Origin of the sequence: Chitinophaga sp. HK235 (genome assembly GCF_018255755.1) — a bacterium.
GTDB lineage: Bacteria > Bacteroidota > Bacteroidia > Chitinophagales > Chitinophagaceae > Chitinophaga.
On the sequence record NZ_CP073766.1, the window covers coordinates 6,880,389 to 6,900,630 of the forward strand.

Sequence of the window (20,242 nt, forward strand, 5' to 3'; positions counted from 1 at the left end):
ACTATGATAACAAAGGAAAGCTACCGGCCTACGCCTGCTACTGCATGGACCGGCCGTACAGATGGTAAGGAAGCTGACCTGCTGCGCTGGCATCAGGTCATAAAGACAGTGGACCTGCTGCAACAGCCACTGCCTGCGCTGCAAAAAGGACAGAAAGGCGTTGTATTCCTGGGCTTTGCCTGCGATGAAGGTGTACGCCGCAACAAGGGCCGTACCGGCGCAGTAGAAGGTCCCGGTGTGTTGAGAAAAGTCATCGCCAATTTCCCGGCCCACTTCAGCGAACAGGCCGTACTGCTCGATGCAGGCGATATCGTTTGCGTCGGCACAGCGCTCGAAGAGGCACAGCTGGTGCTCAGCAATGCTGTACAAGCCATCCTCACAGCCGGTTATCTGCCTGTGCTGCTGGGCGGCGGACATGAAATTACGTATGGCCATGCCAGTGGTATACGTCAGTATATGCATGGAAAGGGACAGCTCGGACTGATCAATTTCGACGCCCATTTTGATATCCGCATCCCTGGCGAAGAAGGACCCAGCTCAGGCACTGGTTTCTGGCAACTGGCACAGGATTGCAAACAAAGCGGTGAGCCTTTCAACTACCTTGCCCTTGGCATCCAGAAAAACGGTAACACCCGCCAGCTCTTTAATATAGCAGGCGAAGAAGGCGCTACCTATGTAGGGGCCGATGCCTTCCATCTGGAAGATAAAGACACCATTTTTGCAGCCATACAACATTTCCTCAGCCAGGTAGACAAAGTATACCTGACCACCTGTCTGGATGTTTTTGCGGCACCTTTTGCACCAGGTGTCAGTGCTACCGCCTACAATGGCATTACCCCCGGTGGCCTGTTCCTGCAGTGTTACAGGGCCATCCTTGAAAGTGGAAAAGTATGTGGAGTGGATATTGCTGAACTAAATCCTTCACTGGACATCGACAACCGTACTGCCAAACTGGGCGCTGCTATTATCTTTGAAGTGCTTATGGCTTATTGTGGAGAATAATCTGCAGGCTGACTAAAAAGGGCCCTGCTCTTTTTAGTCAGCACTGTTGGTCAGCAGATGTACACGTTTGGCGCTATCCGCCAGTTTTTCCGTTGTTTCCCGTTGTAATTCATGAATCAGCTTTGATACATTGTCAGATAGCCCCGTTTTCTCTTTCTTCACTTTTGTGGCCGTATTTTTTACGAACAACAATAATTCACTGGCATCATGCCATTGCCCCAGCAGATCACCGGCTTTTTTGGTGTGCTGCAGCTGTTGCCGGTGTTGATGCGTATGATGTGGTAATTGTGTAATGATGCTCAGTTGATAATACAGCCTCTTCGTATTTTTTCGCAGTTCATGCCACGTTGTATCCGGGGCATTGCTGTCCGGCAGCAGAATGTGTCTGTATTGTTTCGCTACATGTTCGGTCATAACTGCGATAGCGGCTTCATCTTCAATATCAGCGATGGCAGCTTTAAAGGCTTTCGGTAAGGTAGTCAGTTTTTTGACAGATAGTTGTTGGGACAAGGATTCCAGGGTAGCATCGAGGGTGGTCAGTTTTGTTTTCAGTAACAGATGAGCAACAGAAAAGCGCCAGGAGACTGTTTTTTCATGGCGAGCCAGAGACAGTTCCTGTAGCTGGGTATCGCGTGATATACCGCCTATCTGCTGCAGTATTTTAAGCGTAGTCAGGTATTTATCTTTTTTGAGATGATAGCCGGGAATTTGTTGTGCCAATGCCAGTAGTGCACGTATTTTCTTACTGCCCACCCGGAGTTGATGGATGGCTTTTTGTCGCCGGGTGGGGTGCTGGAGCTGTTCAAATGAGGCCGCTACTGTGGAGCAGGCAGACTCCATATAATCGTACAGGAGGGTTTTGAGCATTACACTAAAGATAACGTAAAATGGGAAGAAAAATAGGTATAAATACGCAGGATTATCCGGTAGCCTTTTCATAGTTTTGGCAAAAATTATCCAAATGCAAACCATCCTCAGATTAGCAGCTGCCGCATGGCTGCTGGCCTTTAGCATCCCTGCCATGGCCCAGAAAATCAAACTCGTGGAAGGCGATTTGTCTGCGCTGAAAAATGAAAAACAACTGAATGTCGAGTACACTTACAACCAGCTGAAAGTTGGCAAGTTCGATAATGAAGACGACTACATCCGGAAAAAAACGGAAGAGTATAACCAGAAAGAAGCCGGTAAAGGTGATAACTGGGCCAAAGCCTGGAAAGACGATCGGAAAAACCGCTTCGAACCCAAGTTTGAAATGCTCTTTAATGAAAACAGTGATATCAAAGCCGGACGTTTCCCTGAAGCAAAGTATACCCTGGTTTTCCACACTACCTTTGTTGAACCGGGCTTCAATATCGGCATCATGCGCAAAAACGCTTATATAGATGCAGAGGTGCTGATCGTGGAAACAGCCAGTAAAAAACCAGTCGCTAAAATGTCCTTAGACAACGCCCCGGGCCGCATCTTCGGTGGCTTTGATTTCGATACCGGCGTACGTATTCAGGAAGCTTATGCTGTGTCAGGTAAAAAACTGGCTAAGTCACTGAACCGATAATTGTGATGTATTTGATGCCCCTGAACTGTGATGTATATGATTCCGCTGATGCTCCTGATAAGCGAAGATCAAAGTGAACATTAAAAGCAATATAAAAGCAATGTCCCGATTGACATACATCAATCGGGACATTGCTTTTATATTTTATTCAGTTCAAATCATATCTCCGCTAAAATCTCCGCCTATCAGGAGCATCAGCAGCATCAAATCCATCACAGTCAGAAGACGATGGTCTTATTCCCATGTACAATAACCCTGTTTTCGATATGGGCTTTAATAGCCCTGGAAAGTACCTGGCGTTCTATATCCCGGCCGAGCATGACGAGATCATCCACGGAATGTTTATGACTAACACGGGCCACGTCCTGTTCTATAATGGGACCTTCATCCAGCTCGTTGGTCACGTAGTGGGCGGTGGCTCCAATCAGTTTTACACCGCGCGTATAGGCGTTGAGGTAAGGCCGGGCACCGGCAAATGCCGGGAGAAAGGAGTGGTGTATGTTGATGATACGTTGCGGATATAACCCTACAAAATGGGGTGACAGGATCTGCATATAGCGGGCCAGCACGGTAAAGTCTACCTGGTGTTCCTGTAGCAGGCGGATAGTGGCCTGTTCCTGGGCTGCTTTGTTCTCAGCGTTTACAGGCAGATAATGAAATGGGATGTTGAGGGCGCTGCATTCCTTTTCCAGTACGGTATGGTTGGATATCACCAGGGGGATGTCAACGGCCAGTTCTCCGCTCCGCCAGCGCCATAACAGTTCCATCAGGCAATGATCGTAGGAGGATACCATGATAGCCATCCGTTTGCGTTGGTCACTGTAGTGGATATGCCACTCCATCGCCAGCGGGGTGGCCACCTGTTGCTGGAAAGAGCGCTCCAGCTGTACCCTGTCCGGCACTTCCAGCTGTATCTCCATCCGCATAAAAAACAATCCTTCACGTGGATCTGTGCTGTGTTGGCTTGCATCTAGTATATTTGCACCGAGTTGGAAAAAAAACATGGATACGCCGGCCACAATACCTGGTCGGTCAGGACAGCAGATTAACAGACAGGCGATAGTAGGATCAGAAGGCTTTTGCATAAGCCTAAAATAAAAAATTAATATAAAGCGATAAAGTATTTCCGTGAAAAAAATCGGGTTAATGTCGGATACGCATAGCTATCTGCATCCGCAAATATTTAAATATTTTGAAGAAGTAGATGAAATATGGCATGCCGGCGATATTGGTAATGTAGAGCTGGCAGACCAGCTGGAAGCTTTTAAACCTTTCAGGGCCGTTTATGGCAATATAGACGGGGCAGATATCCGTATCCGTTATCCTGAAACACTCCGCTTCAATCTGGAAGGAGTGGAGGTGTTAATGACCCATATCGGTGGTTATCCGGGAAAATATGCTCCGGGTATCCGGGAAGAGCTGAAAAAAAATCCGCCCAAACTCTTTATCTGCGGACATTCCCATATTCTTAAAGTAATGCCCGACCCGGCACTGCAATTGTTGCATATGAACCCGGGCGCCTGTGGACAGCAAGGCTGGCATAAAGTAAAAACATTACTCCGGTTCCGCCTCGACCAGGGACGGATAGAACAACTGGAAGTCATCGAACTTCCCTGATAAACTTCTGCAGCAGACAGCTGCAACTGCAAAGAAACACTATGACCAAACGCACTTTATTGATACTGCTGATCATATGTGGCTGCATAGCCGGAGCCAAAGCACAGGGGAAATTCCTGAAATGGTTGCATACCGATAATGATACGGCCTACATCGAAGAGCATACGGAAGATCTCACCTTCCGGCTGTACGGCTCCCGCAAGTATACCCGGTATGATATCATGGACAAAAAACTGAAAAAGGACATCCTTTATCGTCCCAATACGCCGTCTAATATCGGAGTAGGGGTCAACTATCGCTTTATCGGTATCAACCTGGGTTTTAATTTCCCCTTCGTAAACCGCCGGAATGATAAATACGGTAATACCAGATTCATCGACCTGCAGTCGCATATCTATCTGCGCAAGCTGGTGGTGGATTTCTATGGACAGAAATACAAGGGCTTTTACATTTCCAATCCGGAGAAAATTTTTGAAAAAGAATACTCCCTCCAGAACCCTTACCCACAACGCCCTGATATCAAAAATCTGGGCCTGGGAATGAACGTACAGTATATCTTCAATGATAAACGTTTTTCCTACCGGGCACCCAACCTGCAGAATGAATACCAGAAAAAAAGCGCCGGTTCGTTTATCGTGGGAGGTGAGTTTTATCTGGCCAAGATACAGGGCGATTCTTCGTTAATACCTACCAATTTTACCGATACCACTTTTCTGCGGAACGAACATTATTACAAAACGCTGGTGGCCACATTAGCGGCTAATATAGGGTATGCCCACACGTTTGTATTCAAAAAACATTTTTTCCTCTCACTGTCAGTCACTACAGGACTGGGTGCTGCTAAAACAAGCTTGCACTATGATAGCGGTGATGTAAGCCATAGCGTGGGGCTGCTGTTCAGCAATACGGTACGTGCCTCACTGGGGTATAATTCCAGCCGTTATTTTGCCGGGGTACACTATGTGGGAATGACTGCCCGCAGCCGTCTGCCGGTACCAGACACCTATCAGGCTTTTGGTAATGGCAACCTTAGAGTGAGTCTGGTACGGCGTTTCAGCTTAAAGAAACCGTTGTGGAGAAATAATGCACTTTCAAAAACTGCAGGATAAGTCCATCGATACAAGATAGTTTCAGTGAAGGAGTTGTGCACCTCTTATCCGGCAACTCTTCTGATCAATCAGCTTTGCCCGGGCGTTATCCATTTCGGTTTTTCCACCGGCTGGTATTGTTCCATCTGCGTCAGCAGATCTTCTATTTTATCACTATATAGCAGTATATCACGATTGGAGGCAGAGAGGAAACCCTTGTCTGCCATGGTATGCGACAGCTGATGCAACGCATCGTAAAACCCGTTTGTGTTGAGCATGCCAATGGGCTTCTGATGCAGCCCCAGTTGGCCCCAGGTAAGCATCTCAAACAATTCCTCCATGGTGCCGAAACCGCCGGGAAGCGCAATAACCCCGTCAGACAGCTCATTCATTCTGGTTTTGCGTTCGTGCATGGTATCTACCAGGATCAGCTCAGTAAGGCCGGTATGGGCCAGCTCTTTCTGTTGCAGAAAATGAGGCAGCACGCCGATAACGCTGCCGCCTGCACGGAGGGCACCATCGGCTACGGCGCCCATCAGTCCTACTTTGGCACCGCCATATACCAGCCCTATATTACGTTTGGCGAGGGCTTCGCCCAGTTGTAACGCTTGTTCCATAAACACCGGATCATGGCCGGCGCTGGAACCACAAAAGACTACAATGTTCTTCATATTAGCTTGTTCCGTTATAATGAGTCCAGTTCTGCCTGTATGTTCTGCCGCGCCGCTGTTTCATACTGTTGCTGAAAGGCATGGGTGCGGAAGATAGCAGGCATCTCCAGAAAATGATGTAATACTTTTTTTCTTCCCGGATGATATACCAGGTCGGGATAAATACTGTATTCCTGGCGTATCTGCCGGGTATATGCCAGATACGCATCTGGCGCAGTGCCCAGTATCTGCAGGTCAAAGTCCAGGAAATAGTCCAGGTCGGTGTTTTGCCAGTCGTTGACATGCGTTTTGGTGGCCACAATAAACTCCTTTACGGCCGTTGTTTTTTCCGATGGATAGTGTATGCGTTGCAGATATTCCACCGCTGCATCAGCGCTTTTTTCTTCGTTATCTGATTGTAGAACATTATACACGATATCATGGAAGAAGATGGCAAAGAGCACGGTTTCCGGGTCCTGTAACTGCTGTGCATATTGCTGATGCAGTGTCAGCAGCTGAGCGATATGCTGCAGGTTGTGGTAATGCCGCCCGGCCCCGGAGTAGGCGGTGGTGATATCATTAAAAGCCTGGTGAACAAGGTGCGGGTCAGCATCGCGGTTCAGCTGTGCCCAGGTTTCACTAATAAAGGATGCAGACATCTGACAATTTTTTTCCGGGGGTAATTTAAAAAGAAAAACGGGCAGAATGATCTGCCCGTTTTCCACATATATGTTCAACCAGGGGTTGAATTATGCTTTTTTGGCTGCTTCTGCACGGATTACGTTCAGTGCGCCGCCGGCTTTAAACCACTGGATCTGTTGTTCGTTGTAAGTGTGGTTTACAGAGAACTCGTCGGAGCTGCCGTCTTTGTGGTGCAGTACCACGGTGAGCGGTTTGCCCGGAGCGAAGGTAGTGAGGCCGTTGATATCGATGGTATCATCTTCCTGGATCTTATCGTAATCTTCTTTATTAGCGAAAGTCAGACCCAGCATACCTTGTTTTTTCAGGTTGGTTTCGTGGATACGGGCGAAAGATTTCACCAGGATAGCACGAACGCCGAGGTGGCGGGGTTCCATAGCAGCGTGTTCGCGGCTGGAGCCTTCACCGTAGTTTTCGTCACCTACTACTACAGCACCGAAACCGGCAGCTTTGTAAGCACGCATAGTGGCAGGAACAGCACCGTATTCGCTGGTCAGGGCGTTTTTAACGGTGTCAGTCTTGTCGTTGAATGCGTTTACTGCGCCGATCAGCATGTTGTTGGAGATGTTGTCCAGGTGACCGCGGTATTTCAGCCATGGGCCGGCCATGGAGATGTGGTCAGTAGTACATTTACCTTTTGCTTTGATGAGGAGTTTCAGCCCTTTCAGGTCGGTACCTTCCCATGCAGCAAATGGTTCCAGCAGTTGCAGACGGTCGGAAGTAGGGGATACTATTACCTGTACACCGCTACCATCTTCAGCAGGAGCCTGGTAACCAGCATCTTCTACTGCGAAACCTTTGGTAGGCAGTTCAAAACCGGTAGGTTCGTCCAGCATTACTTCTTCGCCGTTTTTGTTTTTCAGCTTGTCGGTCAGCGGGTTGAAGGTGAGGTCACCTGCAATAGCCAGCGCTGTTACGATCTCAGGAGAAGCCACAAAAGCGTGGGTAGAAGCCAGACCATCATTTCTCTTCGCGAAGTTACGGTTGAAGGAAGTGATGATGGAGTTTTTACGGTTAGGATCGTCGATATGACGGGCCCATTGACCGATGCAGGGGCCGCAGGCGTTTGCCAGCACTACACCACCTACTTTATCGAAAGTAGCCAGCAGACCGTCTCTTTCGATGGTATAACGTACCAGTTCAGAACCTGGTGTGATGGTGAATTCGGATTTCATATCCAGTTGTTTGTCGATGGCTTGTTTGGCCAGGGACGCAGAACGGGAGATATCTTCGTAGGAAGAGTTGGTGCAGGAACCGATCAGGGCAACTTCCAGTTTTTCAGGCCAGTTGTTTTCTTTGATCGCCTGTGCAAATTTGGAGATAGGCCATGCCAGATCCGGAGTGAACGGACCGTTTACATGAGGCTCCAGTTCGTCGAGGTTGATTTCGATCAGCTGATCATAGTATTTAGCAGGGTCTGCATATACTTCAACATCCGGACGCAGGTGTTCTTTCACGGTGTCAGCCAGGGCAGCAACTTCAGCTCTGCTGGTACCTTTCAGGTAGTCAGCCATTTTGCTGTCGTAAGCAAAAACGGAGCAGGTAGCACCAATTTCAGCACCCATGTTACAGATAGTACCTTTACCGGTAGCGCTCAGGCTGTCTGCACCTTCACCGAAGTATTCCACGATAGCACCAGTACCACCTTTTACAGTCAGGATACCAGCCACTTTCAGGATAACGTCTTTGGCAGAAGTCCATCCGCTCATTTTACCAGTCAGTTTCACACCAATCAGTTTCGGCATTTTCAGCTCCCAGGGAAGGCCTGCCATCACGTCTACCGCGTCAGCACCACCTACACCGATAGCCAGCATACCCAAACCACCAGCGTTAGGGGTGTGGGAGTCTGTACCGATCATCATACCACCGGGGAATGCATAGTTTTCCAGCACTACCTGGTGAATGATACCAGCACCCGGTTTCCAGAAACCAATACCGTATTTGTCGGAAATGGAAGAGAGAAAATCGTAAACTTCTTTATTCGTGTCAATAGCAACCGCCAGATCTTGTGTGGCGCCCACTTTGGCTTGTATAAGGTGATCACAGTGTACTGTGGAAGGAACCGCAACTTTATCACGACCGCAGGTCATAAACTGAAGCAACGCCATCTGAGCGGTGGCATCCTGCATGGCTACACGGTCCGGCGCAAATTCAACGTAGGATTTGCCCTTCTCAAAAGGCGTGGTAGTTGGTGCGTACAGGTGCGCGTATAAAATCTTTTCGGCAAGTGTGAGCGGGCGACCTAACATTTTGCGGGTCGCTTCCACCTTACCCGGTAGTGCCGCATACACTTTTTTAATCATGTCAATATCAAACACCATGGGAAAAAAATAATTTAAGAGCGGTTAAAAATTGCACGCAAAATTAACTAAAAACAACAAGTTTTTAAATTAATTAGTAAAGATATAGATAGATTTTTACCCCCCTTCCTGCGGGAGAAATATATCCGGCGGATTGGATCACACCTTTAAAAGAATTGTTAAAAATTATTATATTAAATTTTGGACCGCTGTAAGTATTGCCCGGCTCCTCCTGTCTGTAACCAGCCACCCTGTTAAAATAGAGCAGCTAAAACCGTTGTTTGTCGTCCTTGTTTTTCCGCCCGGAATTCGATACATTTGGAACATGAACCGGATAAAAGACTTTTTGGAATGGAAGGCCTTCGGTGTATGTGCTGCTATCGGGGATAAACTCGGTGTTGCCACTTCCCGGATCCGCATCTTTTTCATTTATGCCACCTTCCTCGCGATGGGGTCCCCACTCATCGTTTATATGATCCTCGCTTTCTGGGTAAATATGAAAAACTATATCCAGAACGCAAGGAGAAATCCACTACGCTACTTATAACTGATCTGTACCAGCACAATACTGTAAAGCCCCTTTCCTGTTTTTAAGAGAGAAGGAGAGATGTGCCTGCGCGGATAATAAACCGAAATAATATTCCAGCCTTTAAAGGCATTAAAAAAACAAAGAGGAGATCACCGGGATCACCCGGAAATCTCCTCTCTGTCTATATTTTGCCCGGATGTTATTCCAGGTGGAAATTAGTCATTCCGTGATAATGGTTTTGCAACTCATTCAGTGTAATGGGCGCATTCAGGTTCCGGGTTTCATCCCGGTAATGCAGCTGCATCAGCGGTTTGTTGCCCGTTTCAAACATACGGACAGAGAACGGGCCTCTGACGTACACCTTGCCCTTGCCACCACCAGACTGCGAATTGTCCAGATGAAACTGTAGTTTCAGTAACATGGCTTCGTCCAACGGAATGGAGTACAGGTTGTCCAGATCATACCAGAACTCATTCGTGTTGTTATCAGTGGCAACAAGCACTTTTTTGTCCTCATGATCTACCTGCAGAATCTTCCCCGGTTTCTCTACACCTCCATAATTGGTAATCACCGTATCTCCGGTTTTTAAATGGTGTAAACTGATCATAGCGAGTTGTTTTTTGGTGTTGTATGAATTTACATAAATCGATCCAAAACAACAAGGACGCAGCTGATCGTTATTACAATTTAATCGCCACTTTTCTCAGTTCTACCAGTTTCTCCAGCAGCTCTTCGAGCAGGTCGAGGCGCAGCATGTTGGCTCCATCAGATTTAGCATTAGCCGGGTCCGGGTGGGTTTCGATAAACAGACCATCAGCTCCGGTAGCGATAGCTGCTTTGGCGATAGTGCTGATCATCTGCGGGTTGCCACCGGTAACACCGCTGGTCTGGTTAGGCTGCTGCAGCGAGTGCGTACAGTCCATCACCACCGGATGACCGAAATGTTTCATCACCGGGATATTGCGGTAGTCTACTACCAGGTCCTGATAACCGAAGGTAGTACCTCTTTCGGTCAGCATAATATGTTCATTGCCGGCACCCTTGATTTTTTCAACGGCAAACTTCATGGATTCGCCGCTGAGGAACTGGCCTTTTTTTACGTTCACTACTTTGCCTGTTTCTGCAGCTGCCACCAGGATGTCTGTCTGACGACACAGGAAGGCAGGTATCTGTAACACATCTACGTAAGCAGCTGCCATAGCGGCTTCGGCTGCAGAGTGAATGTCGGAGGTAACCGGCACATTAAAGGTTTTACCTATTTTATGCAACAGCTCCAGCCCTTCCACATCGCCAATACCTGTAAAAGAGTGTACACTGGTACGGTTGGCCTTGCGGTAAGAGGCCTTAAAAACATAAGGTATAGCAAGCCGTTTGCAGATACCGGAAACCTTCTCTGCTACGGTCATCAGCAACTCTTCTTCTTCAATTACACAAGGGCCTGCAATCAGGAAGAAATTCTCCGGATTGTACTGTTCTTTGAACAATGATTTTAAATGCTTCATAATTTATAACTATTGGGTCACTAATCGAAATGCAAAGATAGTCTTTCCCTGTATTAACAGGGAGCCGTCAATCTCCATTCCTGTAATATGAAAAGTTAAAATTGTCATACTTTTGTAATCCGCCATTGGAAAGTTCTCTCATGGTTGTTTTTATTGTTATGGCATTGTCATGCGAATGAGCAGGCAGTGCGGAAATATCGCCGAACCTGTTAATATTACGCTCTCAAATTATAGCTTACAATTTTCGTGTATGAAGAAAGATAAGATCCTGGTTATTGGTGCCTGCGGACAAATAGGCGTGGAGCTGACCCTGGCGTTAAGGAAAATGTATGGAGATGCCAACGTACTGGCATCAGATCTCCGGGAGGAACATGATCTGCTGAAAGGAACAGGGCCTTATGTGTCCCTGGACGTGATGAACAAGGAAATGCTGCACGTACTCGTGATCCGGCACAATATCACCCAGATCTACCTGCTGGCGGCCATCCTGTCTGCTACCGGTGAAAAAAATCCGCTGCTGGCATGGCATATCAATATGCAAAGTCTGCTCAACGTACTCGATATCGCCAAAGAGGAAAATATTGATAAAGTATACTGGCCCAGCTCTATTGCGGTGTTCGGTCCTAACTCCCCGATGATGGAAACACCTCAGCACACCATCATCGAGCCTACCACCATTTACGGTATCAGCAAATTTGCCGGCGAACGCTGGTGTGAATACTACAACCACCGCTATGGCGTGGATGTAAGAAGCCTCCGCTACCCCGGTCTGATCAGCTACAAATCTGCTCCAGGTGGTGGTACTACCGACTATGCGGTGGAAATCTTCCACGAAGCCAAGGAACGCCAGGAATACACCAGCTTCCTGTCTGAAGATACCTACCTGCCCATGATGTACATGCCCGACGCTATCCGCGCCACCATCGAACTCATGGAAGCCGATGCCTCCAAAATAACGGTTCGTTCTGCCTACAATCTCTCCGGCATGAGTTTCTCACCTAAAGAGATCGCAGCGGAAATCAAAAAACATATCCCCGACTTCACCATCAGCTACGAGCCGGACTATCGTCAGCAAATCGCCGACGGCTGGCCTAACAGCATGGATGACAGCCGCGCCCGCGCCGATTGGGGCTGGAAACACGAGTATGATCTGGCGAAGATGACCGCCGACATGCTCCAGAACATATAACGCTGATGCATGTGAACTGTGATGCATGTGATTTTTCTGATGCTCCTGATTTTTGACAACAATAAATTTTGCTGACGCTTTTGTTAAGCCAGCATGTTTGATTTGAGTATAATAAATGAAGGCCCGTTGATTTTCTCAACGGGCCTTTTGTTTTCTCTACTACTTTATCTGTATCAGCTGTTCATCTTCAATAGCTGTCAATCTCCGCTCATCAGGAGAATCAAAAGTATCATACTAAATCACCGTTCCGACAGCTACAGTAGTATTATTAAACTCATCTATCAGTATAAACGCACCATTGGCGGGGTTTTCCTGATAAAGGTCAACAAAGATGGGTGCAGCGGTTTTAAGCGTGATTTTTCCGATATCGTTTAATCCCATTTCTTTTTTATCGGTCACTTCCTGGTAGCTGGTAACATCGGTGACGAAGTGGAGCTGTTGTACTTTGGCTTTCACACGGTTTATACCGTGTTGCAGCAGGTATGTTTTGCCTACAGTGAGTTTTTGCTGGTCCATCCAGCAGATGTAGGCGGATATTTCTTTCCGTTGCTCGGGAACGTTGTCTGTTTTCACGAGCATGTTGCCTCTGCTGCTGTCAATTTCGTCTTCGAGGGTGATGACAACGCTTTCGCGTGCATGCGTGGTAGTCAGTTGTTTCTCGAACTGCTCAATGGTTTTGATTTTGCTTTTCTGGCCGGAGGGCAGGGAGATGATTTCATCGCCTACACTAAAATGACCGCTGGTCACTTTGCCGGCAAAACCACGGAAGTCGTGGTGGGCGGCTGTTTTCGGGCGGATCACGCTTTGTATCGGGAAACGGGCCGGATGGCGGCTGTCCTGGTGGTCGAAGGAAACCTGTTCCAGGTATTCCAGCAGGGCAGGGCCTTCGTACCAGTTGATAGCACCGGTATGGGAAGCCACGTTTTCGCCATGCAGGGAAGAGATGGGAATAAACTTCACTTCCTGGCCTTTGAAGGCGGAGTTCTCGAGCAACTGCTGGAAGTCTTCCACGATCTGGTTGAAGCGGGCTTCGCTGTAATCTACCAGGTCCATTTTGTTGACACATACTACCAGGTAGGGGATGCGCAGCAGGCTGGCGATGAAGAAGTGACGGTGTGTCTGTTCTACAATGCCTTTGCGGGCATCTATGAGTATCAGGGATACCTGTGCGTTAGACGCGCCGGTCACCATGTTACGGGTGTATTCGATGTGGCCGGGGGTATCTGCGATGATATATTTACGGGTAGGGGTGGAGAAGTAGATATGCGCCACGTCGATGGTGATGCCTTGTTCTCTTTCAGCTACGAGGCCGTCTGTCAGCAATGACAGATCAGTGAAGTCAAGTCCCTTGCGTTTGCTGGCCGCATGGAGCGCTTCCATTTTATCCTGGGGGATAGAGTTGGTGTCGTATAAAAGACGGCCGATCAATGTACTTTTACCATCATCCACACTACCGGAAGTGGCTATACGTAAAACCTCCATATTATTAAGCTTTATGCTGTAAAAAGTAAATGTTAAAAATAGCCTGCCTGTTTTCTCTTTTCCATGGCGGCTTCTGAGCGTTTGTCGTCGATACGGGCGCCGCGTTCGGAGATTTTAGCTTCCATGATTTCGGCGATGATATCTTCCAGTTGATCTGCTTCGGAGATAACGGCAGCGGTACAGGTCATGTCCCCTACGGTGCGGAAGCGTACTTTCTGGCGGTAAGGTACTTCATCGTCGGTAGTATTGAGATAAGGTGAATAAGGCCAGTAGAGCCCGTCACGCTCGATAATCTCTCTTTCGTGGGCGAAGTAGATAGAAGGTATTTCCAGCTTTTCGCGGCGGATGTAGTTCCATACGTCCAGTTCGGTCCAGTTGGAGATGGGGAATACACGTACGTTTTCGCCGATGTTGATTTTTCCGTTGAGCATATCAAATAGTTCGGGGCGTTGCATTTTGGCGTTCCATTGGCCAAATTCATCGCGTACGGAGAATATTCTTTCTTTGGCGCGGGCTTTTTCTTCATCACGGCGGGCGCCTCCGATGCAGGCATCAAATTTACCTTCTTCGATGGCATCGAGGAGGGTAACGGTTTGCAGCGCGTTGCGGCTGGCGTATTTACCGGTTTCTTCCTGTACTTTACCCTGGTCTATGCTGTCCTGTACGTTGCGGACAATCAGATCGAGGCCCAGGCTGTTGACCAGCCAGTCGCGGAACTGGATCGTTTCCGGGAAGTTGTGGCCGGTGTCTACGTGTAAAAGGGCGAAAGGTACTTTCCCCGGATAAAATGCTTTCTGGGCCAGTCTTACCAGGGTAATAGAGTCTTTACCACCAGAGAAGAGCAGTACGGGTTTCTCGAACTGGGCGGCTGTTTCCCTTAATATGTATATGGCTTCATCTTCCAGTGCCTGTGGAAATTCCCAATTTATTTTGTTAGTCATGGATGACAATGATTTAAGATTGCAAAGGCTGTTTGTTTATCCGTGCAGGCCGCATTCCTTATGCGACGCTTCCCACCACCACCGGCCGGCGCGCGGATGTTCTCCCGGCTCGATGGCGCGTGTACAGGGTGCACAACCGATGCTGATGAAGCCTTTGTCGTGCAGTTTATTATAGGGGACTTTGTGTTTGGAGAGGTAATCCAGCACCTCATCAAATCCCCAGTGGATGAGCGGATTGTACTTATAAAGATGCCGTTGCTCATCCCATTCCAGGGTCTGCATATCGTGGCGGTTTTCGGATTGTTCGGCACGTAAACCGGTGATCCATACTTTCACACCTTCCAGCGCTCTGTTGAGGGGCACTACCTTACGGATGCCACAGCACTGTTTGCGGTTTTCCACCGATTCGTAAAAGCTGTTGGGGCCCTTTTCGGAAACCAGCTTTTCCACGGCTGCCGTGTCGGGGTAATATACTTCAACCGGCTGCTTATAACGGGAAAGGGTAAGGTCCATCACGTCGTAGGTCTCCTGGAACAGGCGGCCTGTGTCCAGTGTGAATACCCTGACGGGTAAATGGTGACGCCAGATAATATCGGCGATGACCTGGTCTTCCTGGCCAAAGGAAGTGGAAAACGCCACAGCGCCCGGATACTGCTCCAGCAGATACTGTATGGCTTCTTCCACGGGCTTGTTGGCCAGTGCGGTGGTAATGTCTGTCATGTAATCTTCCTTAAAGATAAATGCCTTGTGCCAGCGCATCACTTTTCAGTGATGCCGTACAACAAAAATACATAAAACCTATAAAAAAGATAGACTATTGCATCAAAAAATTGTGGGTTTTGCGGGAAGTCGCTATGGGTGCGCTTTCTCAAAGAAATGGCACTGCAGGGAAAGGACAGGTATCTTGTTAAGCGGATTAAAAGCGGACCATATCAGAGGATATCAATCATTTATCCACGACCGTGGCGCTTATCAGCATCGTTGTAAAACTTGCTGTGGCTGCTGTTTTCCGGTCATCCTTCAGGATCAGCATTGCTTTGTGGCAGGGCATCCTGCAAAAAAAGCCGGCTGGATATACCAGCCGGCCTGATAGTTTTACCCGAAAGCGCCGTTTATACGTTGCGGGTAAGAATGTCTTTCAGTGTTTTAGTCTCCAGCAGCTTCAGGGTAGCGTCCCTTACCTTGCTCATCACTTCATGGAGGCCACATACCGCTTCATCACGACAGTTCTCACAGCGCTCATAGTAGTTGAGGCTCACGCAGGGCAGCAGGGCGATAGGCCCATCCAGCAAACGGATAATTTTGGCCAGCGCGATCTCTTTAGGAGGCTTCATCAGATAATATCCGCCGCCTTTTCCTTTTTTACTGCCCAGAATACCGGCATTCTTCAATTCCAACAGGATATTCTCCAGGAACTTGATGGATATGTTTTTCTCCTGCGCAATTTCGGAGATCAGGATAGGTCCTTTATCAATGTTTTCTGCCAGATGAATGAGTGCGTGAAATGCGTATTGTGTTTTCTTAGATAACATACTGACTTATTTGCATCCCTGGGATGACTCTATCGGTGTTGCAATGAACATATTTGACACAACAAATATAAGCTCTTCTTTTCAGTTTCAAATTTCAGCGGCCAGGGTGTCGTGGAACAGGAATTTTTATTAACTGATTTTCAATTAGTTGTGTGATGTCTACAGATTCAGCACATCCCGCATGGTAAATACACCTGTTTTCCCTTTCAGCCATTCTGCGGCTACCACAGCACCGGCAGCAAATCCTTCCCGGGAATGGGCGGTATGCGTAATGGTGATATCGTCGATAGGCGAAGTATAGGTGATGGTATGTGTACCGGGAGCGGGATCTATCCTTTTGGAGATGATGGACAGGGTATCAGCCTGATGGCTTTCTTCGTTTATCCATGCGGTTTTCCGGGTTACGGAAGACATCAGTTGTTCTGCCAGTGTAAGGGCAGTACCACTGGGTGCGTCTTTTTTCTGGGTATGGTGGATTTCTTCCATCCATACATCGTATTGAGGCTGGGATGCCATGAGGGCAGCCAGTTTTTTGTTCACTTCGAAGAAAATGTTCACGCCGATGCTGAAGTTGGTGGCATGTAAAAAAGCATGCTGGCCTTTTTTACACAGGGCTTCTACCTCGGGCAGTTTATCCAGCCAGCCGGTAGTACCGCTAACAACGGGCACATTGGCTTCGAAACATTTCCGGATGTTATGATAGGCCGTTTCCGGTGTCGTGAATTCAATGGCCACATCTGCCTGACCCAGGTGTTCCTTTTCCAGCAGGTGCTGGCTGTCGTGATCTACTCTGAGTATAACCTCATGACCTTTGGCGGTGGCAATGGCATCAATGGCTTTGCCCATTTTACCATATCCTATAAGTGCTATTTTCATGACCCTTGGTTGTTATTTTTTGATAGATGGAGAGATGAACTACCGACCGGCGAGCCAGGTATTCTTTTTAGCTTTTTTACTGCCGCCGATTGAAATATTAACACTGATACCCAATGCACGGTTGTTGATCAGTGCAGGGGATACCCGCATGCTCAGCTCGTCAGACATGTCCCAGTTGCGCAGGTGCGCAAACACGGTAGCATCAGCGATATTGAGGCCATAGGCCAGTACAAAGAAGAGTACGGAATAGTCAATATTCTGACGGTAGTAGTCGCGGTAGGCCTTCAGGTATTGTTCAGACCTGGCGGCCAGAAATGGATCGGAAATATTGGTGTCAGGATTGCCATCTACCTTCAGCCGGTAGGCATCGCGGTAAAGATGGTATTTGTCCAAATTAAATACAAAGAAGTAGGTACAGGTACCGATAGCGGCATATACCAGCGGCATTTTCCAGTATTCGCGGTTGTAAGCCTGACCCAAACCCGGCAGGATAGCAGAATAAAGGGCTGCCTTACGCGGACTGTGCGGGGGGCGTAGTTGCATATGCGAAGTAGGCACGGTGTCCTTCGACACAATGGTGAGGTCACCGGTAGTGTCAACATGAGGACGGGCCACGGTATCAGCGGCCCTCGCAGCAGGACGGGTAACGTTCTGCGCCCGTGCAGATGTGGCTACAATCAGCAGCGACATCAATATCAGGAAATTGCAACGAAATAAATGGAATGATTTTCCAGCCTTAATTGCCACCGTATATATCTATTTTTTCCAGAATGCTATCCAGTTCTTCGTCCGAATAGAATTCAATCATGATGCTTCCTTTGCCGTTCTTACCTCTGTCCAGTTTCACTTTTGTTGAGAAGTGGGAACTGAGATTATCCTGTATTTTTTGGTAGGCTGGCGGTAACTTAACTTTGACAGCTTTGTGCTGATTGCCTTTATCAGCCTGGTTTATTCTGCGGGCCAGTTCTTCTGTTTGTCTTACAGACAGACCATTTTGCAGGATCTCGTTGTAGAGGAACAGCTGGTTTTCCACGTTCTCCACACCAGTCAGCACGCGGGCATGGCCCATGCTGAGTTGTCCGTTCCTTACCGCTACCTGGATATCAGGCGGCAGTTTGAGCAGTCGTATATAGTTGGTGACGGTGCTTCGTTCCTTGCCCATACGGTCGGCTACCTGTTCCTGTGTGAGGGTACATTCTTCCATCAACCGTTTATAACTCAATCCAACCTCTATGGCGTTCAGGTTTTCCCGTTGCAGGTTCTCCAGCAGTGCCAGTTCCAGCAGCTCCTGGTCGTTGGCCTGACGTATATATGCCGGGATATCTTTCAGTTCCGCCATTTTACTGGCCCGTAAACGCCTTTCACCAGCAATCAGCTGGTATTTTTTATTGCTGATTTTGGCAACGGTGATAGGCTGAATGATATCATGCAGCTTGATAGACTGGCTCAGCTCCTGCAGGGCAACCTCATCAAAGTCACGGCGCGGTTGCTTGGGGTTGGTGACGATCTGCTCCAGCGGAATACGCTCAATACCGGTAACTGCAGCCATTGCTTTTTCACCCAGCGTGCTGGCAGTATGCTTAAGGTCAGTATCTATGTTCTGGAGCAGAGAGCGGATGCCTTTCCCCAACGCCTCTTTCTTACTTGGATTGGTCATCTTAAGATTTTGTCTTTGGATTTAATTTTCGTGTAATTATGTTTCTGCAGTATTTCCTTGGCCAGGTTCAGGTAGTTGATAGCACCGGTACTGGCTGCATCATACATAATAACGGATTTACCGAAGCTGGGAGCCTCTCCCAGTTTGGTATTACGGTGGATGATGGTGTTAAACACACTCTCCTCGAAGTGTTGTTTCACTTCGTCCACCACCTGGTTGCTGAGGCGCAAACGACCATCATACATGGTCATCAGAATACCTTCAATTTCCAGGTCTGTATTCAGTCTGCTCTGAACGATCTTGATGGTATTGAGCAGTTTGCCCAGACCTTCCAGTGCAAAAAATTCACATTGAACAGGAATGATCACCGCGTTGGAAGCCACCAGGGCATTCACAGTGATCAGTCCCAATGAAGGGGAACAGTCCACGATCACAAAATCGTAATCATCTTTTACAGACTCCACCACCTGTTTCATCACCCGCTCACGGTTAGGGTGATTGATCAGTTCCAGTTCTGCACCTACCAGATCGATATGGGAAGGCAGTACCTTGAGGTTGGGCGTATCAGATTCCAGTATCACATCTTTGGCCTGAACATCGTTTACCATACAGTCGTACAGGCTCTGCTGCACATTGCGCAGGTCAAAGCCCAGTCCTGTGGTGCTGTTAGCCTGGGGATCGGCATCTACCAGCAATGTTTTGTATTCCAGTACAGCCAGGCTGCTTGCCAGGTTGATTGCACTGGTTGTTTTTCCCACCCCACCTTTCTGATTAGCGATTGCGATTACTCTAGCCATTGTGTAATTTAAAATTCAAAGGTTCATTTATAGGATAAAGGATAAAATAGCAGGATCGCCTCTTCCTCAAACCTCTATAGTACTTCCGATTTCCGGAAGCAGCAGTTCTACACCGGCATCATCAAACATCCGGAGAACTGCTTTCTTATCTATTTTGATATACCCGAAGGTATCGTAATGTATACCGATGATTTTTTCACACCCGATCATATCGGCGGCAGCAATGGCATCTTCCGGGCCCATGGTGAAATTATCACCTATCGGTAAAACGGCAAAATCCAGCTGGGCAATGTCCGGAATCAGTTCCATTTCCATGGTCAGGGCCGTATCACCGCTATAATAAAAATTGCCTTCGTCTGTCATAAACACAAACCCCATCGGATTACCGGCATAGGAGCCGTCCGCAAAACTGCTGGAGTGCTGGGCTGCCACACATTTCACCGTACCAAAATCAAAGTTCCATTTCCCGCCGGTATTCATCGGATGTATCTTGCTGATACCCTGCCTGCTCGCCCACATCACAATCTCAAAGTTGGACACCACGGTGGCACCGGTTCTTTTGGCCAGATCTATCAGGTCGGCCGTATGGTCTTCATGACCATGGGAAACAAAAATGTAATCCGCCTGGATGGCATTTACATCTACCTTTTTCGCCAGTTCATTGTGCGTGATAAAAGGATCAAAAAGTATCCGCTTGCCTTTGATCTCCACTGCAAAGCAGGAATGACCGTAGTTGGTGTATCTCATGGTCTCAATTTTAGGTAAAAATTACGAATTACGGATGGGCAGACACGAATTTAGTGATTCGCCTCCGGCATCCGTAAACACA

Annotated in this window: 22 protein-coding genes; 6 read left to right on the forward strand and 16 right to left on the reverse strand. The window is 48.0% G+C overall.

What is annotated here, in order from left to right:
* The first annotated feature begins 3 nt into the window (after positions 1-3).
* Entirely contained in the window at positions 4-1,002 is a 999-nt protein-coding gene (gene hutG, locus KD145_RS26310) for a formimidoylglutamase (protein ID WP_212002792.1), read from the forward strand.
* Between the two features lie 33 nt (positions 1,003-1,035).
* On the opposite strand, the gene KD145_RS26315 is transcribed toward hutG, so the two are convergent.
* A complete protein-coding gene (locus KD145_RS26315) occupies positions 1,036-1,869 on the reverse strand; it encodes a CHAD domain-containing protein (RefSeq protein WP_212002793.1) in 834 nt (277 codons plus the stop codon).
* A gap of 94 nt (positions 1,870-1,963) precedes the next feature.
* On the opposite strand from KD145_RS26315, the gene KD145_RS26320 reads away from it, so the two are divergent.
* Positions 1,964-2,554 carry a hypothetical protein gene (locus tag KD145_RS26320; protein ID WP_212002794.1) on the forward strand — a complete coding sequence of 197 codons (591 nt, stop codon included), beginning with the start codon at positions 1,964-1,966 and terminating at the stop codon, positions 2,552-2,554.
* Between the two features lie 218 nt (positions 2,555-2,772).
* Here the strand turns inward: KD145_RS26320 and purU are convergent, their stop codons facing one another.
* Complete coding sequence (gene purU, locus KD145_RS26325) at positions 2,773-3,639, reverse strand: formyltetrahydrofolate deformylase (RefSeq protein WP_212002795.1); 867 nt, start codon at positions 3,637-3,639, stop codon at positions 2,773-2,775.
* A gap of 61 nt (positions 3,640-3,700) precedes the next feature.
* On the opposite strand from purU, the gene KD145_RS26330 reads away from it, so the two are divergent.
* Together KD145_RS26330 and KD145_RS26335 are read left to right on the forward strand one after the other, a co-directional pair.
* Positions 3,701-4,171, forward strand: coding sequence for a metallophosphoesterase (locus tag KD145_RS26330; RefSeq protein ID WP_256441233.1), 471 nt, complete (start codon positions 3,701-3,703; stop codon positions 4,169-4,171).
* A 41-nt stretch (positions 4,172-4,212) separates the two neighbouring features.
* The gene (locus tag KD145_RS26335; RefSeq protein WP_212002797.1) at positions 4,213-5,280 is read left to right on the forward strand and encodes a DUF4421 domain-containing protein; all 1,068 of its coding nucleotides are present in this window, start codon (positions 4,213-4,215) and stop codon (positions 5,278-5,280) included.
* 68 nt (positions 5,281-5,348) lie between these two features.
* Here KD145_RS26335 and KD145_RS26340 read toward each other — a convergent pair whose 3' ends face one another.
* The 3 genes from KD145_RS26340 to KD145_RS26350 all read right to left on the reverse strand — a co-directional run bounded on the left by KD145_RS26340 (position 5,349) and on the right by KD145_RS26350 (position 8,929).
* Complete coding sequence (locus KD145_RS26340; RefSeq protein WP_212002798.1) at positions 5,349-5,930, reverse strand: TIGR00730 family Rossman fold protein; 582 nt, start codon at positions 5,928-5,930, stop codon at positions 5,349-5,351.
* Between the two features lie 14 nt (positions 5,931-5,944).
* Complete coding sequence (locus tag KD145_RS26345; protein WP_212002799.1) at positions 5,945-6,568, reverse strand: HD domain-containing protein; 624 nt, start codon at positions 6,566-6,568, stop codon at positions 5,945-5,947.
* A 90-nt stretch (positions 6,569-6,658) separates the two neighbouring features.
* On the reverse strand, positions 6,659-8,929 hold the full coding sequence (locus KD145_RS26350; protein ID WP_212002800.1) for an aconitate hydratase: 2,271 nt from the start codon (positions 8,927-8,929) through the stop codon (positions 6,659-6,661).
* Between the two features lie 304 nt (positions 8,930-9,233).
* Here KD145_RS26350 and KD145_RS26355 point away from each other — a divergent pair, with 304 nt between their 5' ends.
* Positions 9,234-9,455 (forward strand): PspC domain-containing protein, encoded by a 222-nt coding sequence (locus KD145_RS26355; RefSeq protein ID WP_113614816.1) that lies wholly within the window; start codon positions 9,234-9,236, stop codon positions 9,453-9,455.
* Between the two features lie 181 nt (positions 9,456-9,636).
* Here KD145_RS26355 and KD145_RS26360 read toward each other — a convergent pair whose 3' ends face one another.
* Together KD145_RS26360 and kdsA are read right to left on the reverse strand one after the other, a co-directional pair.
* A complete protein-coding gene (locus KD145_RS26360; RefSeq protein WP_212002801.1) occupies positions 9,637-10,044 on the reverse strand; it encodes a hypothetical protein in 408 nt (135 codons plus the stop codon).
* A gap of 73 nt (positions 10,045-10,117) precedes the next feature.
* Positions 10,118-10,939 carry a 3-deoxy-8-phosphooctulonate synthase gene (kdsA, locus tag KD145_RS26365; RefSeq protein WP_212002802.1) on the reverse strand — a complete coding sequence of 274 codons (822 nt, stop codon included), beginning with the start codon at positions 10,937-10,939 and terminating at the stop codon, positions 10,118-10,120.
* A 250-nt stretch (positions 10,940-11,189) separates the two neighbouring features.
* On the opposite strand from kdsA, the gene KD145_RS26370 reads away from it, so the two are divergent.
* Entirely contained in the window at positions 11,190-12,128 is a 939-nt protein-coding gene (locus KD145_RS26370; RefSeq protein WP_212002803.1) for an NAD-dependent epimerase/dehydratase family protein, read from the forward strand.
* Positions 12,129-12,362: 234 nt separating this feature from the next.
* Here the strand turns inward: KD145_RS26370 and KD145_RS26375 are convergent, their stop codons facing one another.
* The 9 genes from KD145_RS26375 to KD145_RS26415 all read right to left on the reverse strand — a co-directional run bounded on the left by KD145_RS26375 (position 12,363) and on the right by KD145_RS26415 (position 20,160).
* A complete protein-coding gene (locus KD145_RS26375; protein ID WP_212002804.1) occupies positions 12,363-13,610 on the reverse strand; it encodes a sulfate adenylyltransferase subunit 1 in 1,248 nt (415 codons plus the stop codon).
* A gap of 32 nt (positions 13,611-13,642) precedes the next feature.
* Positions 13,643-14,551, reverse strand: a complete 909-nt coding sequence (cysD, locus tag KD145_RS26380) for a sulfate adenylyltransferase subunit CysD (RefSeq protein WP_212002805.1) — start codon at positions 14,549-14,551, stop codon at positions 13,643-13,645.
* A gap of 36 nt (positions 14,552-14,587) precedes the next feature.
* Positions 14,588-15,271: a phosphoadenylyl-sulfate reductase gene (locus KD145_RS26385; RefSeq protein ID WP_212002806.1), complete on the reverse strand. Its 684-nt coding sequence runs from the start codon at positions 15,269-15,271 to the stop codon at positions 14,588-14,590.
* A gap of 392 nt (positions 15,272-15,663) precedes the next feature.
* Positions 15,664-16,083 carry an Rrf2 family transcriptional regulator gene (locus tag KD145_RS26390; RefSeq protein ID WP_113614807.1) on the reverse strand — a complete coding sequence of 140 codons (420 nt, stop codon included), beginning with the start codon at positions 16,081-16,083 and terminating at the stop codon, positions 15,664-15,666.
* 159 nt (positions 16,084-16,242) lie between these two features.
* Positions 16,243-16,959 carry a 4-hydroxy-tetrahydrodipicolinate reductase gene (dapB, locus tag KD145_RS26395; protein WP_212002807.1) on the reverse strand — a complete coding sequence of 239 codons (717 nt, stop codon included), beginning with the start codon at positions 16,957-16,959 and terminating at the stop codon, positions 16,243-16,245.
* Between the two features lie 39 nt (positions 16,960-16,998).
* Positions 16,999-17,649: a DUF5683 domain-containing protein gene (locus KD145_RS26400; RefSeq protein WP_212002808.1), complete on the reverse strand. Its 651-nt coding sequence runs from the start codon at positions 17,647-17,649 to the stop codon at positions 16,999-17,001.
* A 46-nt stretch (positions 17,650-17,695) separates the two neighbouring features.
* Positions 17,696-18,616: a ParB/RepB/Spo0J family partition protein gene (locus tag KD145_RS26405; protein ID WP_212002809.1), complete on the reverse strand. Its 921-nt coding sequence runs from the start codon at positions 18,614-18,616 to the stop codon at positions 17,696-17,698.
* On the reverse strand, positions 18,613-19,413 hold the full coding sequence (locus KD145_RS26410; protein ID WP_113614803.1) for a ParA family protein: 801 nt from the start codon (positions 19,411-19,413) through the stop codon (positions 18,613-18,615). Before KD145_RS26410 ends, KD145_RS26405 begins: the two co-directional genes overlap by 4 nt.
* Positions 19,414-19,479: 66 nt before the next feature.
* Positions 19,480-20,160 (reverse strand): metal-dependent hydrolase, encoded by a 681-nt coding sequence (locus tag KD145_RS26415; RefSeq protein WP_212002810.1) that lies wholly within the window; start codon positions 20,158-20,160, stop codon positions 19,480-19,482.
* Positions 20,161-20,242 lie beyond the last annotated feature (82 nt).

Coding starts and splice junctions, on each gene's coding strand:
- hutG (WP_212002792.1), top strand. CDS start 4: ATGATAACAAAGGAAAGCTACCGGCCTACGCCTGCTACTGCATGGACC.
- KD145_RS26315 (WP_212002793.1), bottom strand. CDS start 1,869: ATGCTCAAAACCCTCCTGTACGATTATATGGAGTCTGCCTGCTCCACA.
- KD145_RS26320 (WP_212002794.1), top strand. CDS start 1,964: ATGCAAACCATCCTCAGATTAGCAGCTGCCGCATGGCTGCTGGCCTTT.
- purU (WP_212002795.1), bottom strand. CDS start 3,639: ATGCAAAAGCCTTCTGATCCTACTATCGCCTGTCTGTTAATCTGCTGT.
- KD145_RS26330 (WP_256441233.1), top strand. CDS start 3,701: ATGTCGGATACGCATAGCTATCTGCATCCGCAAATATTTAAATATTTT.
- KD145_RS26335 (WP_212002797.1), top strand. CDS start 4,213: ATGACCAAACGCACTTTATTGATACTGCTGATCATATGTGGCTGCATA.
- KD145_RS26340 (WP_212002798.1), bottom strand. CDS start 5,930: ATGAAGAACATTGTAGTCTTTTGTGGTTCCAGCGCCGGCCATGATCCG.
- KD145_RS26345 (WP_212002799.1), bottom strand. CDS start 6,568: ATGTCTGCATCCTTTATTAGTGAAACCTGGGCACAGCTGAACCGCGAT.
- KD145_RS26350 (WP_212002800.1), bottom strand. CDS start 8,929: ATGGTGTTTGATATTGACATGATTAAAAAAGTGTATGCGGCACTACCG.
- KD145_RS26355 (WP_113614816.1), top strand. CDS start 9,234: ATGAACCGGATAAAAGACTTTTTGGAATGGAAGGCCTTCGGTGTATGT.
- KD145_RS26360 (WP_212002801.1), bottom strand. CDS start 10,044: ATGATCAGTTTACACCATTTAAAAACCGGAGATACGGTGATTACCAAT.
- kdsA (WP_212002802.1), bottom strand. CDS start 10,939: ATGAAGCATTTAAAATCATTGTTCAAAGAACAGTACAATCCGGAGAAT.
- KD145_RS26370 (WP_212002803.1), top strand. CDS start 11,190: ATGAAGAAAGATAAGATCCTGGTTATTGGTGCCTGCGGACAAATAGGC.
- KD145_RS26375 (WP_212002804.1), bottom strand. CDS start 13,610: ATGGAGGTTTTACGTATAGCCACTTCCGGTAGTGTGGATGATGGTAAA.
- cysD (WP_212002805.1), bottom strand. CDS start 14,551: ATGACTAACAAAATAAATTGGGAATTTCCACAGGCACTGGAAGATGAA.
- KD145_RS26385 (WP_212002806.1), bottom strand. CDS start 15,271: ATGACAGACATTACCACCGCACTGGCCAACAAGCCCGTGGAAGAAGCC.
- KD145_RS26390 (WP_113614807.1), bottom strand. CDS start 16,083: ATGTTATCTAAGAAAACACAATACGCATTTCACGCACTCATTCATCTG.
- dapB (WP_212002807.1), bottom strand. CDS start 16,959: ATGAAAATAGCACTTATAGGATATGGTAAAATGGGCAAAGCCATTGAT.
- KD145_RS26400 (WP_212002808.1), bottom strand. CDS start 17,649: ATGTCGCTGCTGATTGTAGCCACATCTGCACGGGCGCAGAACGTTACC.
- KD145_RS26405 (WP_212002809.1), bottom strand. CDS start 18,616: ATGACCAATCCAAGTAAGAAAGAGGCGTTGGGGAAAGGCATCCGCTCT.
- KD145_RS26410 (WP_113614803.1), bottom strand. CDS start 19,413: ATGGCTAGAGTAATCGCAATCGCTAATCAGAAAGGTGGGGTGGGAAAA.
- KD145_RS26415 (WP_212002810.1), bottom strand. CDS start 20,160: ATGAGATACACCAACTACGGTCATTCCTGCTTTGCAGTGGAGATCAAA.